Source organism: Caulobacter sp. CCUG 60055, from assembly GCF_022750545.1.
Classification (GTDB): Bacteria; Pseudomonadota; Alphaproteobacteria; order Caulobacterales; family Caulobacteraceae; genus PUIC01.
The window spans coordinates 235,725-251,313 of sequence record NZ_PUIC01000005.1 but is presented as its reverse complement, the minus strand read 5'-3'; the positions used below and the strand labels follow the sequence as shown (position 1 = coordinate 251,313).

The 15,589-nt window shown below is 70.0% G+C and carries 15 protein-coding genes and 1 pseudogene; 11 read left to right on the top strand and 5 right to left on the bottom strand.

Annotated elements, in window-relative coordinates:
* Positions 1-10 precede the first annotated feature (10 nt).
* Positions 11-1,387, bottom strand: coding sequence for a PLP-dependent aminotransferase family protein (locus C5708_RS10070; RefSeq protein WP_242920583.1), 1,377 nt, complete (start codon positions 1,385-1,387; stop codon positions 11-13).
* A 107-nt stretch (positions 1,388-1,494) separates the two neighbouring features.
* Between C5708_RS10070 and C5708_RS10065 the strand changes: the two genes are divergently transcribed.
* Together C5708_RS10065 and C5708_RS10060 are read left to right on the top strand one after the other, a co-directional pair.
* The gene (locus C5708_RS10065; protein ID WP_242920581.1) at positions 1,495-1,746 is read left to right on the top strand and encodes a hypothetical protein; all 252 of its coding nucleotides are present in this window, start codon (positions 1,495-1,497) and stop codon (positions 1,744-1,746) included.
* Complete coding sequence (locus C5708_RS10060) at positions 1,743-2,375, top strand: LysE family translocator (protein ID WP_242920579.1); 633 nt, start codon at positions 1,743-1,745, stop codon at positions 2,373-2,375. The genes C5708_RS10065 and C5708_RS10060 overlap by 4 nt, the downstream gene beginning before the upstream one ends.
* Here C5708_RS10060 and C5708_RS10055 read toward each other — a convergent pair.
* Positions 2,329-3,237 carry a LysR family transcriptional regulator gene (locus tag C5708_RS10055; RefSeq protein WP_242920577.1) on the bottom strand — a complete coding sequence of 303 codons (909 nt, stop codon included), beginning with the start codon at positions 3,235-3,237 and terminating at the stop codon, positions 2,329-2,331. The genes C5708_RS10060 and C5708_RS10055 overlap by 47 nt on opposite strands.
* A 102-nt stretch (positions 3,238-3,339) precedes the next feature.
* Between C5708_RS10055 and C5708_RS10050 the strand changes: the two genes are divergently transcribed.
* The 3 genes from C5708_RS10050 to C5708_RS10040 all read left to right on the top strand — a co-directional run bounded on the left by C5708_RS10050 (position 3,340) and on the right by C5708_RS10040 (position 6,572).
* The gene (locus C5708_RS10050; protein ID WP_242920575.1) at positions 3,340-4,338 is read left to right on the top strand and encodes an aldo/keto reductase; all 999 of its coding nucleotides are present in this window, start codon (positions 3,340-3,342) and stop codon (positions 4,336-4,338) included.
* A gap of 113 nt (positions 4,339-4,451) precedes the next feature.
* The gene (locus C5708_RS10045; RefSeq protein WP_242920573.1) at positions 4,452-5,501 is read left to right on the top strand and encodes a CoA ester lyase; all 1,050 of its coding nucleotides are present in this window, start codon (positions 4,452-4,454) and stop codon (positions 5,499-5,501) included.
* Positions 5,502-5,609: 108 nt separating this feature from the next.
* Positions 5,610-6,572, top strand: a complete 963-nt coding sequence (locus tag C5708_RS10040; RefSeq protein WP_242920571.1) for an acetyl-CoA carboxylase carboxyltransferase subunit alpha — start codon at positions 5,610-5,612, stop codon at positions 6,570-6,572.
* A gap of 98 nt (positions 6,573-6,670) precedes the next feature.
* On the opposite strand, the gene C5708_RS10035 is transcribed toward C5708_RS10040, so the two are convergent.
* Positions 6,671-7,576: a LysR family transcriptional regulator gene (locus C5708_RS10035; protein WP_242920569.1), complete on the bottom strand. Its 906-nt coding sequence runs from the start codon at positions 7,574-7,576 to the stop codon at positions 6,671-6,673.
* A gap of 215 nt (positions 7,577-7,791) precedes the next feature.
* On the opposite strand from C5708_RS10035, the gene C5708_RS10030 reads away from it, so the two are divergent.
* The 3 genes from C5708_RS10030 to C5708_RS10020 all read left to right on the top strand — a co-directional run bounded on the left by C5708_RS10030 (position 7,792) and on the right by C5708_RS10020 (position 9,416).
* Positions 7,792-8,241, top strand: a complete 450-nt coding sequence (locus C5708_RS10030) for a carboxymuconolactone decarboxylase family protein (RefSeq protein ID WP_242920567.1) — start codon at positions 7,792-7,794, stop codon at positions 8,239-8,241.
* A 69-nt stretch (positions 8,242-8,310) separates the two neighbouring features.
* A complete protein-coding gene (locus C5708_RS10025; RefSeq protein WP_242920565.1) occupies positions 8,311-8,943 on the top strand; it encodes a pyridoxamine 5'-phosphate oxidase family protein in 633 nt (210 codons plus the stop codon).
* A complete protein-coding gene (locus tag C5708_RS10020) occupies positions 8,940-9,416 on the top strand; it encodes a nuclear transport factor 2 family protein (RefSeq protein ID WP_242920563.1) in 477 nt (158 codons plus the stop codon). The genes C5708_RS10025 and C5708_RS10020 overlap by 4 nt, the downstream gene beginning before the upstream one ends.
* A 190-nt stretch (positions 9,417-9,606) precedes the next feature.
* On the opposite strand, the gene guaD is transcribed toward C5708_RS10020, so the two are convergent.
* Positions 9,607-11,013: a guanine deaminase gene (gene guaD / locus C5708_RS10015; RefSeq protein ID WP_242920561.1), complete on the bottom strand. Its 1,407-nt coding sequence runs from the start codon at positions 11,011-11,013 to the stop codon at positions 9,607-9,609.
* A gap of 110 nt (positions 11,014-11,123) precedes the next feature.
* On the opposite strand from guaD, the gene C5708_RS10010 reads away from it, so the two are divergent.
* The 3 genes and pseudogenes from C5708_RS10010 (at position 11,124) to C5708_RS10000 (ending at position 14,546) form a co-directional block, all read left to right on the top strand.
* Entirely contained in the window at positions 11,124-12,125 is a 1,002-nt protein-coding gene (locus tag C5708_RS10010; protein WP_242920559.1) for a nitronate monooxygenase family protein, read from the top strand.
* Positions 12,126-12,255: 130 nt separating this feature from the next.
* A pseudogene (locus tag C5708_RS10005) lies at positions 12,256-13,952 on the top strand (EAL domain-containing protein); the annotation flags it as partial.
* Positions 13,953-14,189: 237 nt separating this feature from the next.
* A complete protein-coding gene (locus tag C5708_RS10000) occupies positions 14,190-14,546 on the top strand; it encodes a M48 family metalloprotease (RefSeq protein WP_242920557.1) in 357 nt (118 codons plus the stop codon).
* On the opposite strand, the gene C5708_RS09995 is transcribed toward C5708_RS10000, so the two are convergent.
* A complete protein-coding gene (locus C5708_RS09995; RefSeq protein ID WP_242920555.1) occupies positions 14,543-15,562 on the bottom strand; it encodes a beta-eliminating lyase-related protein in 1,020 nt (339 codons plus the stop codon). The genes C5708_RS10000 and C5708_RS09995 overlap by 4 nt on opposite strands.
* Between the last annotated feature and the right edge of the window lie 27 nt (positions 15,563-15,589).

The following is a 15,589-nucleotide window of genomic DNA, read 5'->3' as shown; positions in this document are numbered from 1 at the left end:
CGGGGCGGGATCAGATCACGGCGGCGGTGCGCTCGTCGCTGGCGTCGCTCAGGGAGAAGCTGACGACGCGCAGGGCGCGCTCCAGCGTGGCGAGGTCCGGCGGTCCGCCCAGGCAGACGCGCAGGCCCGAGGTCAGGTCGGTGTCGACGATGGGGGCGGCGGGCGGGGTCAGCTCGACCCCCCGGCGCAAGGCCCGCCCGGCGGCGCGCTCGGCGGCCAGCTCCGACATCGGCAGCCACAGGTGCAGGCTGGCGCTGGAGGCCGCCGGCTCCAGGCGCGAGCCGAGGATGGCGCGGGCGGCGGCGTTGCGGCGGCGAACCTCGGCCACCGCCTCGGCGACCATGGCGTCGGCGGCGCCGTCCTCGATCCACTGGCAGGCGACCAGCGGGGCCAGCGACGAGGGGGCGTAGGTCAGCGCCCTGACGATGCGGATCAGGCGCTCGAAATGGTCGCCCGGCGGCGGGACCAGGAAGCCGGCCCGGACGCCCGGCGCCAGGGTTTTGGACAGGCTGCTGATGTAGAAGGTCCGTTCCGGCGCCAGCGCGGCCAGGGTCGGAGGCGTCGCGCCGTCGGCCCGGCCGTAGGGCGCATAGACGTCGTCTTCGATCAGCAGCAGGTCCCGGGCCCGGGCGACGCGGGCGATGTCGGCCCGCCGCGCCGAGCCCATGCTGCGCGCGGTCGGGTTCTGGAGGGTCGGCAGGAGATAGACGGCCCTGGCCCCCGTCTCGGCCGCAGCCCGGTCCAGGCCGTCCGGCGTCATGCCCTCGCCGTCCATCTCGACGCCGGCCAGCGGTCGGCCCAACAGGTCGGCGAGGCTGCGCACGCCGTGGAAAGTGGCGGCCTCGCACAGCAGGGCCTCGCCCGGCCGCGTGACCAGGGTCAGCAGCAGGCTGAGGGCCTGATGGGCGCCGGCGGTCCAGATCAGCCGTCGCCAGTCGACCTCGGCGCCGGCGGTGCGCGCCAGCCATCCGGCCGCGACGCGGCGGTGGGCGTCCAGGCCGGCGGGCGGCGAATAGTCGAGCGCCTCGTTCAGGCCGCCGCGCTTGCGCAGGCGGTCGAACGCCTCGGTCAGCCGGCCGGCGGCCGCGCTCAGCGGCGCGACGTTGCGGCTGAGGTCGACCGGGCCGGCGGGCGCGGCCTCGGCCTGTTCGGCGACGAAGCTGCCCCGGCCGACCGTGGCGGTCAAAAGGCCCCGCCGCTCGGCCTCGGAATAGGCCCGCGTCACCGTGCCGACCCCCAGGCCCAGCCGGTGCGCCAGCTCCCGCTGCGGCGGCAGGCGGCGGCCGGCGGGCAGGACGCCGCTGGCGATGTCGGCGGCCAGGGCCTCGATCAGCCGCTCGAAGATCGGCGTCTCGGTCTCGGGCAGGGTGGGGAGCCAGTCAGCCATGCGCGTCGATTGTCTCGTATATTGTCATAGTGACAATATAGTATTTGACCCGTGATGCAATACGGATCGACATTGATGCAATGTCGATCCAAAGCGTCCCGCCTCCCATGGAAATTTCCGTCCCCGCGCGTGGTCCGCCCCTCCGTGGCCTGGTCGTCGCGGGCCTGTTCGCCGCGCTCGCCCTGGTCGCCGCCCTGGCGGTTGCCTCGCTTGGCGCGACGACGCCCGTATCCGGAGCGGAGGCGGCCAAGCCGGCCGCCCCGCCGGCCGCCTGCGCGGTCGACATGTCTTCGCCCTACGTCCTGGCCAAGGTGGGAACGCCCCTGGAGCCGGTCCCGCTGTCGAGGTGCGGCCGATGACCCCGAGCCTGGTCGCCGCCCTGGCGCTCTTCGCTTTCGTCGCGTCGATCACGCCGGGGCCGAACAACATGATGCTGCTGGCCTCGGGGGCCAATTTCGGGTTCCGGCGCAGCGTGCCGCACATGCTGGGCGTCAGCGTCGGCTTCGGCCCGATGGTCGTCGCCGTCGGCTGGGGCCTGGGCGGCCTGTTCGCCCTGGCGCCCTGGCTCTACGACGTGCTGCGCTGGGCTGGGGCGGCCTACATGGTCTATCTGGCCTGGCGCATCGCCACCGCCGAGGGCCTCAAGGCCGGCGCCGCCGACGGCGAGCCGATGACCTTTCTCCAGGCCGCCGCCTTCCAGTGGGTCAACCCCAAGGCCTGGGCCATGGCGCTGGGCGCGGTCACCGCCTACGCCCCGACCGCCGGCTACGTCTTCAACGTGGTGGCGGTGGCCGTGATCTTCACCCTGATCAACGGCCCGTGCGTCGCCTCCTGGGCGGGGTTCGGCCAAGGGCTGCGGCGTTTCCTCGACCGGCCGACGGCGCTGCGGACGTTCAATATCGCCATGGCCCTGCTGCTGCTGGCCTCGCTGATCCCGTTCTTCATGGAGCTCGGCGGGAAGGCCTCGGCCATCGCATCCAGTCGATGAAGGCGCGCAGGGCCGGCGAGACCTGCCGCCGGCTGGGATAATAGAGGAAGAAGCCGGGGAAGCTCTCGCACCAGTCCGGCAGCACCTGGACCAGGCGGCCGTCGGCGATCTCGGCCTGGACCAGGCCCTCGAACAGGAAGGCCAGGCCCGCGCCCTGCAACGCGGCCTGCCGGATGACCTCGGCCTCGTCCGAGACCAGCGGGCCGTCGACATGCACGACCGCCGTCTCGCCCCGCCGCTCGAACTCCCAGGGGAACATCGCCCCGCTGGGAAAGCGGGTGCGAAAGCAGACATGGCCGGTCAGGTCGGCGGGCGAGGCTGGCGCGCCGCAGCGGCGCAGATAGTCGGGCGAGCCCACGGCCACCAACCGCACGTCGCCGCTGACCGGCACCGCGATCATGTCGGCCTGCAGGCTCTCGCCCAGGCGCAGGCCGGCGTCGAACCCGCCGGCGACGATGTCGACCAGGCCGTCGTCGGTGACGATCTCCAGCCGGATGTCGGGATAGGCCTTGAGGAAGCCGCCGACCTCCGGCGCGATGAGCATGCGGGCCGCCGAGCGCGCCATGTTCAGCCGCAGCCGGCCCGACGGCCGGTCGCGGAAGCTGGCCACCTCGTTCAGGGCCTCGTCGATGTCGGCCAGGGCCGGGGCCAGCCGCGCCAGCAGCCGCTCGCCCGCCTCGGTGGGCGCGACGCTGCGGGTGGTCCGATGCAGCAGGCGCACGCCCAGCCGGGTCTCGATATTGCGGATGGCGTGGCTCAGGGCCGAGGCGGAGACCCCCAGCTCGGCGGCCGCCCGGCGAAAGCTGCGCCGTTCGGCGACGAGGGCGAACACGGCCAGGTCGGGCAGGGGGCGACGATCCATTGATGAATCTTGCTCAATAGACCGCTGAATCTGCAAGCGCTTATCGAACAGCGACCGCGCCCTAAATCTTGCCACGTCATCCCGGACAATCAGGAGAGCGGCATGAAGACGCGTAAACTCGGCAAGAGCGGCCTTGAGGTTTCGGCGATCGGCCTCGGCTGCATGGGCATGAGCTGGGCCTACGGCCCGGCCGCCGACGAAAAGGACGCCGTCGCCGTCCTGCATCGCGCAGTGGAGCTGGGCGTGACCCTGTTCGACACCGCCGAGGTCTATGGCCCCTACGTCAACGAGGAACTGGTCGGCAGGGGCCTGAAGGGCCTGCGCGACAAGGCGGTCATCGCCACCAAGTTCGGCTTCGACATCCCGCCCGGCGACGGCCCGCGCCGCCCCGTCGGGGTCAACAGCCGGCCCGAGCACATCAAGGCGGTGGCCGACGCCTCGCTGAAGCGGCTGGGGATCGAGACCATCGACCTGTTCTATCAGCACCGGGTCGATCCCAACGTGCCGATCGAGGACGTGGCCGGGGCCGTGGGCGATCTGGTCGCCGCCGGCAAGGTGCGGTTCTTCGGCCTGTCCGAGGCCGGGGCCCAGACCATCCGCCGCGCCCACGCCGTCCACCCGGTCTCGGCCTTGCAGAGCGAATACTCGCTGTGGGAGCGGGGACCGGAGGCCGAGGTGCTGCCGACGGTGCGCGAGCTGGGGATCGGTTTCGTGCCCTACAGCCCCCTGGGCCGCGGCTTCCTGACCGGCGCGGTCAAGGACGCCGAATCTCTCGGCGCGGACGACTTCCGCCGCACCCTGCCGCGGTTCCAGGGCGAGGCCCTGGGCCGCAACCTGTCGCTGGTCGAGGCGCTGACCGGCCTGGCCCGACAGAAGGGCGTCACGGCGGCCCAGCTCGCCCTGGCCTGGCTGCTGCACCAGGGCGAGGACATCGCCCCCATCCCCGGCACCACCAAGATCGGACGCCTGGAGGAGAACGCCGGAGCGGCCGCGATCGCCCTGTCGGCCGAGGACCTGGCCGCCATCGGCGCGGCGATCCCCGAAACGGCGGTCGAAGGCGACCGCTACGACGAACGCGGCATGGCCATGGTCGGCCGCTGAGCTCACCCGCCCTTCCCCCCGCGATCGGGGGAAGGACGGTTCATTCTTGACGCTCCGTTCCCGTCGCCGCAAAGCTCTTCGCAACTGCGAAAAGAAACGACGGGGATGCGCCGATGAAGACGCCGCGTGGATTTTTCAAGCCCTTGGCCATCGGCGCGCCGGCGCCGCTGCGCGAGCCGCCGGTCCGCGTCGAGCGCATGATCCACTTCGTGCCGCCGCACCTCGACAAGGTGCGCGCCAAGGTGCCCGAGATCGCCCCGACCGTGGACGTGATCCTGGCCAATCTCGAAGACGCCATCCCCGCCGACGCCAAGGAAGCCGCCCGCGCCGGCCTGATCGACATGGCCCGCAACATCGACTTCGCCTCGATGGGCGTCGGCTTCTGGGCGCGGATCAACTGTCTGAATTCGCCCTGGCACCTGGACGAGGTGACCGAGATCGTCGCCAAGGCCGGCTCGAAGCTGGACGTCCTCATGGTGCCCAAGGTCGAGGGGCCGTGGGACATCTTCTACATGGACCAGTTGCTGGCTTCGCTGGAGGCCAAGCATCACCTGCAAAGGCCGATCCTGCTGCACGCCATCCTCGAGACCGCCGAGGGCGTCAACAATGTCGAGGCCATCGCCGGGGCCAGCCCGCGCATGCAGGGGATCAGCCTCGGCCCCGCCGACCTCGCCGCCAGCCGGGCCATGAAGACCACCCGCGTCGGCGGCGGCCATCCCGGCTATCGGGTGATCGAGGACCCCCGCGCCGACGGCGGCGAGCGCGTCTCGGTGCAGCAGGACCTGTGGCACTACACCTTCGCCAGGATGGTCGACGCCTGCGCCGCCTACGGCATCAAGCCGTTCTACGGCCCGTTCGGGGCCATCGACGACCCGGTCGCCTGCGAGCAGCAGTTCCGCAACGCCTTCCTGATGGGCTGCGCCGGGGCCTGGAGCCTGCATCCCAGCCAGATCGCCATCGCCAAGGCGGTGTTCAGCCCCGACCCGGCCGAGGTCGCCTTCGCCCGTCGCATCCTGGAGGCGATGCCGGACGGCTCGGGCGTGGCCATGCTGGACGGCAAGATGCAGGACGACGCCACCTGGAAACAGGCCAAGGTGATCGTGAACCTGGCCAAGCAGATCGCCGCCAAGGACCGGGACTACGCCGCCGCCTACGGGTTCTAAGCCGGAGCCCGCGCGCCCCGCCGGGAGCCTCCGGCGCAAAGCCGCTTCCCCTTTGGCCGGCCGCGCTCTAGTTTCCGGCGCTTCCGTCCACGGCAATCCCGAGTCCCAATGGCCGCGCACTACCTCGAGTTCGAGCGTCCCATCGCCGAGCTGGAAACCAAGATCGAGGAGCTGTCCAAGCTCTCCGAGACCGCCGGCCCGGGCGCGTTCGACGCCGAGATCGCCGCCCTGCGCTCGCGGGTCGACACCTTGCGGCGGGAAGCCTACGCCGGCCTGGACGCCTGGCAGAAGACCCAGGTGGCGCGCCATCCCGAGCGGCCGCACTTCGTCGACTATGTCGAGGGTCTGATCGAGGAGTTCGTCGAGCTGCGCGGCGACCGCAAGTTCGCCGACGACCAGGCCATCGTCGGCGGCCTGGGCCGTTTCCGCGGCGTGCCGGTGGTGGTGATGGGCCACGAGAAGGGCCACGACACCGTCACCCGCATCAAGCACAACTTCGGCATGGCCCGGCCCGAAGGCTACCGCAAGGCCGTGCGCCTGATGGACATGGCCGAGCAATTCAACATGCCGGTGGTCACCTTCGTCGATACCGCCGGGGCCTATCCGGGCGTCGGCGCCGAGGAGCGCGGCCAGTCCGAGGCCATCGCCCGCTCGACCGAGCGCGGCCTGACCCTGGGCACGCCGATGGTGACCACGGTCACCGGCGAGGGCGGCTCGGGCGGGGCCATCGCCCTGGCGGCGGCCAACAAGGTGCTGATCCTCGAACACTCGATCTATTCGGTGATCTCGCCCGAGGGGGCGGCCTCGATCCTGTTCCGCGACGGCGCGCGGGCCAAGGACGCGGCGGTGTCGATGAAGATCACCGCCCAGGACCTGATCGGCTACGGCATCGTCGACCGCATCATCCAAGAGCCGGCGGGCGGGGCCCATTCCGATCCCGAAGCCGCCATCCGCGCCGTCGGCGACGCGGTCGAGGAGGAGCTGAAGGCCCTGCTCGGCCTGACGCCCGACCAGGTGCGCAAGCAGCGGGCCGAACGCTTCTACGCCATCGGCCAGACCGGCGTCGCCTGAGGCTTTTTGGTCTTCCCCCCGCGATGAGGGGAGATGCTCGCCGCCAGGGGCGTTGCGCGACCAGGCCGGGCGAAAACCCGAAGGCCGTCGCCGGAATGTCAGAACGAGGTCAGCCTTTTCCTGAGGCGATCTGCGGCGAAGTCCAGGAAGACCCGCATCTTTGAGGGTAGCGCGCCACGCCCGGCGTGCATCAAGTGAACTGGCAGGGGTTCAACCTCGAAGTCCGTCAGGACGATGCGGAGCGACCCGTCGCGCACGGCGTCCGCGCATTGATAGTGGAGCACTCGAGCCACGCCGACGCCTTGAGCCGCCGCCCAGACCGCCGCTTCCGCAGTGGAGACGGAGAGACGTGGCCGGATAGGCATGTCGAAACCGCCTTTGGTGTCTTTCCGCCTGAATGGCCAGACTGAGGCCGGGGACAGGAAATCGAAATTGACGGCGGGCAGGTTCGCCAGGTCCTCGGGGGCCTTGGGCAGGCCGTGGACGGCGAGCAGCTCCGGGCTGGCGCACACAACCGTCCGCATCGAACCGATGCGCGTGGCCACCATGCGGCTGTCCGGCAAGGGCCCGATCCGCGCCGCCATATCGACATGGTCCTCGAGCAGGTGAAGGTTGCGGTCCGCCAGCGCCAGCCGGACGTTGATTTCCGGATAGGCGGCCAGGAACTCGGTGATGACCGGAAGGATGTGCAGCTGTCCGAACAGGATCGGCGCCGTCACCACCAGTTCGCCACGCGGCGCATGGAATTCTCCGGAGGCGGCGCGCTCGGTCTCGTCCAACTCATCGAGGATGCGCCTAGCCGAAACCACATAGGCGGCGCCAGGATCGGTCACGGCAACTTTGCGCGTGGTGCGAGTCAGGAGCCTGGTCCCCAGATGGGCTTCAAGCTCGCCCACCTTCCGGCTCACAGTGGCCAGGGGCACGCCCAGCGCCCTGCTGGCGGCCGAGAAGCTTCCTGTGTCGACCACCCGCAACAGGATCTTCATGGCTTCAAGACGGTCCATAAATATACCATTCTTCGAGAATTACTTTCCCATAACCGCCATATTATCTCATTATTCGGAACCCGATATATCCTGAAGCACGTAACCGCTCTGGTTTCGGACCTGCGAAGGAAACGGCCATGTCCCGCCTGACAATTCCCGCCCGCGACGATGTCCCCGATGCGTCCAAGCCGATCCTGGACGCCGTCCAAAAGCAACTCGGCGTCGTCCCCAACATGTTCGGCCTGATCGCCGCCAGCCCGGCCGTATTGCAGGGCTTCACCAGCAACAACGGCGCGCTCGCCGGGACGCTCGACGTCAAGACGCGCGAGCGGATCGCACTCGCCGTCGCCCAGGTGAACGACTGCGACTACTGCCTGTCCGCGCACAGCTATCTCGGGCTGAACCTGGCGAAGATCACGTCGGAAGAGATCGCCCTCAACCGCAAGGGCCGATCCGGCGACGCAAAGGCGGATGCGGCGGTCCGATTCGCGGCCAAGGTGGTGCGCGAACGCGGCAAGGTCAGCGGCGGCGACATCAAGGCGGTTCGCGACGCCGGCTTCTCCGACGGCCAGATCGTTGAGATCATCGCCGTCGCGGCCGAGAACGTCTTCACCAACCTGCTCAATGTGGTCGCGCAGACCGACATCGACTTCCCCGTCGTCCACGCCGCCGAAGCTGCCTGACGGCCGGCGCGGGCTGGCAGGCCGTTCTGGCCGCCAGCCCACGCCTTCCTCATGGGTGGGAACTCGACCATGTCCTATGGATTCCTCGATATCACCGCGACGCCGAGCGTTCGCGCGGCGCAGGCGGCGATGGGCGGCGATCGGGTCTGGTGGGACTTCAACGGCGATCGGCGGTCCGACAGATTCACGCACGATGAGGCCGTCTTCATCGCTCGGCGCGACAGCTTCTACATGGCGACCGTCTCGGAGACCGGGTGGCCCTATGTCCAGCACCGCGGCGGCCCGCCCGGTTTCCTGATGGTCGTGGACGACAAGACGCTGGCCTTCGCCGATTACCGCGGCAATCGACAGTATATCAGCGTCGGCAACATCGGCGCCGACGACCGCGTCGCCCTGATCCTGATGGACTATGTGCACAGGGCGCGGCTCAAGATCCTGGCGCATGTCGAGGTCGTGCCGCTCGACGCAGATCCGAACCTTGCGGCGGTCCTTTCCGCGCCCGGCTACAAGGCCAGGCCCGAACGTATCCTGCGGCTGCATCTCGACGCGTTCGACTGGAACTGCCCGCAGCACATCACCCCGCGGTTCACCCAGGCGGAAATCGCCGAGGCCGTGCAGCCGCTGCGCGATCGCCTGACCGCCCTCGAGGCCGAAAACGCCGAACTGCGGGCCAGGCTCGCCGCCGGGGAAGGAGCAAGATGATGGAAGTCGAGCCTTCGCCGTCGCCGCCGTTCACGACCGTCGAGGCCGCCGTCCGGAAGGTTCGTCTCGCCGAAGACGCCTGGAACACGCGCGATCCCGAGCGCGTCGTGCTGGCCTACACGCCCGACAGCCGCTGGCGCAATCGGGCCGAGTTCCTCGAAGGTCGCCAAGCGATAGCTACTTTTCTGGCCCGGAAGTGGAGCCGGGAACTCGACTATCGTCTCATCAAGGAGCTGTGGGGATTCCGAGAAAACCGCATGGCGGTGCGCTTCGCCTATGAATGGCGCGACGATGTCGGCGCTTGGTTTCGGTCCTACGGCAACGAGCTTTGGGAGTTTGACGAGCGCGGCCTGATGCGCCGCCGCCTCGCCAGCATAAACGACGCCCCGATCCGTGAGGCCGATCGCAAGTACCACTGGCCGCTGGGGCGCCGGCCGGATGACTATCCCTCGCTGAGCGATCTCGGGCTGTAGGCGCGCTCTGGCCGAACACCTCTGCAGGATATCGCGCCTGGCGCGATTCCTGCTGCTCTGGAAATTCTTAACCGAGCGCAGCTTCAACCGTCTCCTGGTCGAAGAGGCGGACGGTCTTCTTCGCAGCGGCGGGTTGGCCGACGTCGCCGCGGCGAGGGCGATCCGAACGGCCTCAGCCCGACGGCGTCTTTCAGGCGTTCGGATCGCGACCGCGGGCGACTGTCGGGTCGGACGGCGCCCGCGCTGCGCCCAGGGCAGGCGACAATCGCCGAGGCGCGTCGCGGTCGTGGGCCAGCCGGCCGGCGACGTAGGTCGCGCGGACGGCGCGGTCGTCGCCCAGGGCCATCAGCACGAACAGCGTCTCCTCGACCGAGCGCGAGCGGTCGTTGCGGAACTTCAGCAAGGGCGTCGCCGCGGGGTCGAGGACGGCCAGGTCGGCCTCCATGCCCGGCGCCAGCGTCCCGACCCGGTCGGAGATCCCCATCGCCCGCGCCCCGCCCAGGGTGGCGAGATAGAGCGCCTTGGCCGCGTCCAGCGCGTAGCCGCCGAGCTGGCCGACCTTGTAGGCCTCGCCGGCGACGGCCAGCATCGAGAAGCTGGGGCCCGCCCCGATGTCGGTGCCCAGGCCGACCTCGACCGGGCGGTGCGGGTCCTTGGCCCGGTCGACGCGGAACAGCCCGCTGCCCAGGAACAGGTTCGAGGTCGGGCAGTGGGCGATGGCCGCGCCGGCCTCGCAGCAGCGGCATAGCTCGCTCTCGGTCAGGTGCACGCCGTGGGCCAGCACCGCGCCGGGGCCGACCAGGCCATGGCGGTCGTAGACGTCCAGATAGCCGGCCGCTTCCGGGAACAGGTCGCGGACCATGGCGATCTCGGCGAGGTTCTCCGAGACGTGGGTGTGGACCAGGGCGTCGGGACGCTCGGCCTTCAGGGCCCCGGCCAGGGCCAGCTGCTCGGGGGTGCTGGTCCCGGCGAACCGGGGGGTGACGGCGTAGAGCGCGCGGCCGCGGCCGTGCCAGCGGTCCATGAGCGCCTTGGACTGGTCGTAGCTGGACTGGGCGGTGTCGAGCAGGCCGGCGGGCGCCAGGCGGTCCATCATGGTCTTGCCGGCCGCCAGGCGCATGCCGCGCCGGGCGGCCGCCTCGAACAGGGCGTCGACCGAATGGGCGTGGACGGAGCAGAACACCAGGGCGCTGGTGACGCCGTTGCGCAGCATCTCGTCGCAGAACAGGTCGGCGGTCGCCTCGGCGTGGGCGCGGTCGGCGAAGGCGAGCTCGGCCGGGAAGGCGTAGTCGTTCAGCCAGTCCAGCAATTGATGGCCGGCCGAGCCGATCATGCCGGTCTGCACATAGTGGACGTGGGCGTCGACGAATCCGGGGACGATCAGGCTGTCCGCGTAGCGCGCCACTTCGGCGTCGGCCGGGATGCGCCCGCGCAGGGCGTCGTAGGCGCCGACCGCCTCGATCACGCCGTCGCGGCAGATGACCACGCCGTCGCTCTCATGGACCAGCGCCGCAGCCGGGTCGATCAGGAAGGGATCGTCGCGCAGATAGACGAGGCCGCCGCGAAGGACGGTCAGTGAAGGGGATGGGGTGGTCACCAGCCGTTCCTAGCCCAAGCGGGCCGGCGCGGCGAGGGGACTCAAACGGCTTGCCTGACGCCGGGGGAAGGCGTCACAGTTATTTTGAACAGACGTTTAGGAGGCCGCGCGTGGCGATCAGGACCCGTTTCACCGAGCTTTTCGGCGTCGAGCATCCCATCGCCCAGGGCGGCATGCAGTGGGTCGGCCGGGCCGAGCTGGTCTCGGCCGTGGCCGAGGCGGGGGCGCTGGGCTTCCTCACCGCCCTGACCCAGCCGACGCCCGAGGCGCTGGAGGCCGAGATCAGGCGCTGCCGCGAGATGACCGACAAGCCGTTCGGCGTGAACCTGACCATCCTGCCGGCCATCAAGCCGCCGCCGTATGCGGAATATCGCCGCGCCATCATCGAGAGCGGGATCAAGATCGTCGAGACCGCCGGCTACAAGCCGCAGGAGCATGTCGACGACCTCAAGGCGCACGGCGTCAAGATCATCCACAAGTGCACGGCGGTCCGCCACGCCCTGTCGGCCGAGCGCATGGGCGTCGACGCCATCTCCATCGACGGCTTCGAATGCGCCGGCCACCCCGGCGAGGACGACATCCCCGGCCTGATCCTGATCCCGGCCGCCGCCGACAGGGTGAAGGTGCCGATGCTGGCCTCGGGCGGCTTCGGCGACGGTCGCGGCCTGGTCGCGGCCCTGGCCCTGGGGGCGGACGGCATCAACATGGGCACCCGCTTCTGCGCCACCCAGGAAGCGCCGATCCATGACAACTTCAAGCAGCAGATGGTCGCCAACGACGAGCGGGCCACCGACCTGATCTTCCGTACGCTGCACAACACCGCCCGCGTGGCCAAGAACGCGGTCAGCCAGCAGGTGGTCGAGATCGAGCGCCGGGGCGGGGCCAAGTTCGAGGACGTCGCCGACCTGGTCAAAGGCGTGCGCGGCCGCGAGGGGCTGGAGAGCGGCGACGTCGACCACGGCGTCTGGTCGGCCGGCATGATCCAGGGCCTGATTCACGACGTGCCGACGGTCAGGCAACTTGTCGACCGCATCGTCGCCGAGGCCGAGCAGATCATCGACGAGCGCCTGGCCCGCGCCACCGGACGCTTGCAGGCCCTGGCCGCCGAATAGCCTGTTCCGTCAGGTGTTCGGCAAGCTTTATGACGATTGGAAGAAGTTTTTGTGAGAACGCCGGGCCGGATCGGCGGCGTTAGCACCTCATTAGCCGCGCGATGATTTCTCCGTTCTTGGAGGTCATCGTATGTCCAGTTTAAGCAGTCTCGCCGTCTCCGTGGAGCCGGCGCGCGCCGATCATCTCGGTCAACAGCTGTATGACCGGTTCAAGGCCGAGCCGGACACCTTGATCGTGCCGGTGCTCGACGACGACGACCGGCCGATCGGCCTGGTCGAGCGCAACGCGTTCTTCCTGCTGATGGCGGCGGAGTACGGCCGCGCCCTCTACGCCCGCCGCCCGGTTACGGCCCTGATGGACAAGGGAAGGGGCCGCTGGTCGTCGAGGGCTCGACCCCGATCGCCGATTTCACCGGCGCCGTGCTGACCGACCGCCCGTCGGACCTGCTGCGCGGGTTCATCATCGTCGACGAGGGCCGCTATGTCGGCGTCGGCGCGGTGCTGGGCCTGCTGCAGGCCGCCAACGAAGCCAACCGCCTCGGCTCGGCCCAGCTGGCGCGCATGGCCCACTACGACGCCCTGACCGACCTGCCCAACCGCGTGCTGTTCCACAAGGAGCTGAGCGAGGCCCTGGCCCGCGCCCGGCGGCGCGACGAGATGCTGGCTGTGCTCTGCGTCGACCTCGACCATTTCAAGACCGTCAACGACACCCTGGGCCATCCGGTCGGCGACGCCCTGCTCCAGGTCGCCGGCAAGCGGCTGCTCGGCTGCGTGCGCGAGGGCGACACCATCGCCCGCCTGGGCGGCGACGAGTTCGCCATCGTGCAGACCGGCCTGGACGATCTCAGCGGCGCCGCCCGCCTGGCCGACCGCATCGTCGAGGCGGTCAGCCATCCCTTCGACGTCATGGGCCATCAGGTGGTGATCGGCGCCAGCGTCGGCATCGCCGCCGCGCCGTCGGACGGCGACAGCGGCGACGAGCTCTTGAAGAAGGCCGACATGGCGCTCTACCGCGTCAAGGGCGAGGGCCGCGGCGGGTTCCATTTCTTCGAACGGGCGATGGACGACCGGGTGCAGACCCGCCGCGCGCTCGAACTCGACCTGCGCCACGCCCTCGTCGCCGGCGAGTTCGAACTGTACTACCAGCCGCTGTTCAGCCTCGGGGCCGAACGGGTGCAGGGCTGCGAGGCGCTGCTGCGCTGGCGCCATCCGGCCCGCGGCCTAGTCTCGCCCGCCGACTTCATTCCCCTGGCCGAGGAGATCGGCCTGATCGTGCCCCTGGGCGAATGGGTGCTGCGCCAGGCCTGCGCCGAGGCCACCGCCTGGCCCGAGCATGTGCGTCTGGCGGTCAATCTGTCGCCGGCCCAGTTCCGCAGCCGCCATCTGGTGCAGACCGTGGTCTCGGCGCTGTCGGCCTCGGGCCTGTCGCCGCACCGGCTGGAGCTGGAGATCACCGAGTCGGTGCTGCTGCAGGACAACGCCGCCAACATGGCGGTGCTGCACAGCATCCGCGACCTGGGCGTGCGCATCTCCATGGACGACTTCGGCACCGGCTATTCGTCGCTGAGCTACCTGCGCAGCTTCCCGTTCGACAAGATCAAGATCGACCAGACCTTCATCCGCGACCTGCCGCACGACGCCGACGCCCTGGCGATCGTCCGGGCCGTCACCGGCCTGGGCGCCAGCCTCGGCATCGACACCACGGCCGAGGGGGTGGAAACGGCCGAGCAACTGGCCGAACTGCGCACCCACGGCTGCCGTGAGATCCAGGGCTATTTCATCAGCCCGCCGGTGCCCGCCGCCGACATCGCCGCCATGCTGGGCGTCGCCCCCGCCGCGCGGGACGGCGGCGAGGTGACCGCTTTGCCGCCGCCGGCCGGCCAGACATCGGTCGGGCCTGGCGATCTGGATGTCGTATCGGTGTCGGGCGGTTCGACGGCGGCGCGCCTCCAGGTTTAATTATTGAGGAATGCCGTCTTGGTTGTATCGTCCGCGTGGGGCGGGGGCTCACATGCGACAAACAATTCTCGTCACGATGCTGGTCGGCTCTTTGGCGGCCTGACCGTGGATATTCTGTTCGCCGCGGCGGGGGGCAACACCCAAGGCGCGTTCACGAAGGCCGGCAGCCAGGTCGGCTCCCAGTTCGCGTCCGCCGAATTCGAGGCGGAGGCGGACTATGTGGGCCTCTACTATTCGGCGCGATCCGGATACGACACCGCTCACGCTCCTGAATTCTGGCGGAAGATGTCGGTCGAAAATCCCGGCTCGATTTTCATCAAGTCGAGCCATCCCGCCAATCCGCAGCGCTTCCTCGCGCTGCAGGCCGCCAACACCGAGATCGAAGCCCATAGAACGGCCGGGGAGCCGTTGCCGCCCAAGCGCAAGGACAAGAGCGCGTCTGCGAGCGCCCAGAAAAACTAGCCGATCGCGCGCAGCGTCGCGCCCAGGGCCTCGACCGCCTCGTCGGTGGTGGCCCACGAGCACATGAAGCGCACCGAGCCGTCCAGGAAGCGGTGGGCCGCCCAGCCTTGTCCGCGCAGCCGCCCCAGCGCGGGCTCGTCCATCTGGACGAACACGCCGTTCGCCTCGACCGGGTGCGTCAGGGGGAAGGGCGACAGCGCCGCCAGCTTGCGGGCCATGGCGTTGGCGTGGGCGGCGCGGCGCAGCAGCGCCGAGTCCGACCCGCCCTCCAGCATGCCGATCCAGGGCGCTGCGTAGAAGCGGCCCTTGGACGGCAGTTGGCCCGACTGTTTAAGGCGGGCGTCGAAGCGGCGGGCGAGGCTTTTGTCGAACAGCACCACGGCCTCGGTCGGGGTCATACCGGCCTTGGTGCCGCCGAACACCAGGATGTCGACGCCCATTGCCCCGATGGCCTTGAGGTCGAACCCGGCCGCGGCGGCGTTGGCCAGCCGCGCCCCGTCGAGGTGGACGCCGAGGCCCTTGGCCTTGGCGGCGGCGGTCAGGGCGGCCAGGTCGGCGGTCGGATAGACGGCGCCGTATTCGGTGGCGTTGGTCAGCGACAGGGCGGCCGGCGACTGGCGGTGCGAGACGTCCGGCTGGTCGAGCGCGGCGGCCAGGGCCCCGGCCTCGATGCGGCCGGAAGCGCCGGGCAGGCCGGTCAGGCCGACGCCGTGGCCGAACAGGCCGGGGGCGCCGGTCTCGTCGGTGCAGATATGGGCGTGTTCGTGGGCGATCACCGCCTCGAACGGCCGGCACAGCGCGGCCAGGGCCACGGCGTTGGCGGCGGTGCCCGAGGCCACGAAATAGACCGCCGCGTCGGCGTCGAGCAGGCCGCGCACGGCGTCGGCCGCCTGGGCGGTGACCGTGTCCGTGCCATAGCCGGACGCGAAGCCCGAATTGGCGGCCGTCAGGGCGGCGAGGGCCTCGGGCGCGCAGCCGGCGGTGTTGTCTGAGACAAAGTCGAAGCGAAGGGTCATGGCCGGCTCTTAGCCGTCCGCGAAGGC

Coding starts and splice junctions, on each gene's coding strand:
- C5708_RS10070 (WP_242920583.1), bottom strand. CDS start 1,387: ATGGCTGACTGGCTCCCCACCCTGCCCGAGACCGAGACGCCGATCTTC.
- C5708_RS10065 (WP_242920581.1), top strand. CDS start 1,495: ATGGAAATTTCCGTCCCCGCGCGTGGTCCGCCCCTCCGTGGCCTGGTC.
- C5708_RS10060 (WP_242920579.1), top strand. CDS start 1,743: ATGACCCCGAGCCTGGTCGCCGCCCTGGCGCTCTTCGCTTTCGTCGCG.
- C5708_RS10055 (WP_242920577.1), bottom strand. CDS start 3,237: ATGGATCGTCGCCCCCTGCCCGACCTGGCCGTGTTCGCCCTCGTCGCC.
- C5708_RS10050 (WP_242920575.1), top strand. CDS start 3,340: ATGAAGACGCGTAAACTCGGCAAGAGCGGCCTTGAGGTTTCGGCGATC.
- C5708_RS10045 (WP_242920573.1), top strand. CDS start 4,452: ATGAAGACGCCGCGTGGATTTTTCAAGCCCTTGGCCATCGGCGCGCCG.
- C5708_RS10040 (WP_242920571.1), top strand. CDS start 5,610: ATGGCCGCGCACTACCTCGAGTTCGAGCGTCCCATCGCCGAGCTGGAA.
- C5708_RS10035 (WP_242920569.1), bottom strand. CDS start 7,576: ATGGACCGTCTTGAAGCCATGAAGATCCTGTTGCGGGTGGTCGACACA.
- C5708_RS10030 (WP_242920567.1), top strand. CDS start 7,792: ATGTTCGGCCTGATCGCCGCCAGCCCGGCCGTATTGCAGGGCTTCACC.
- C5708_RS10025 (WP_242920565.1), top strand. CDS start 8,311: ATGTCCTATGGATTCCTCGATATCACCGCGACGCCGAGCGTTCGCGCG.
- C5708_RS10020 (WP_242920563.1), top strand. CDS start 8,940: ATGATGGAAGTCGAGCCTTCGCCGTCGCCGCCGTTCACGACCGTCGAG.
- C5708_RS09995 (WP_242920555.1), bottom strand. CDS start 15,562: ATGACCCTTCGCTTCGACTTTGTCTCAGACAACACCGCCGGCTGCGCG.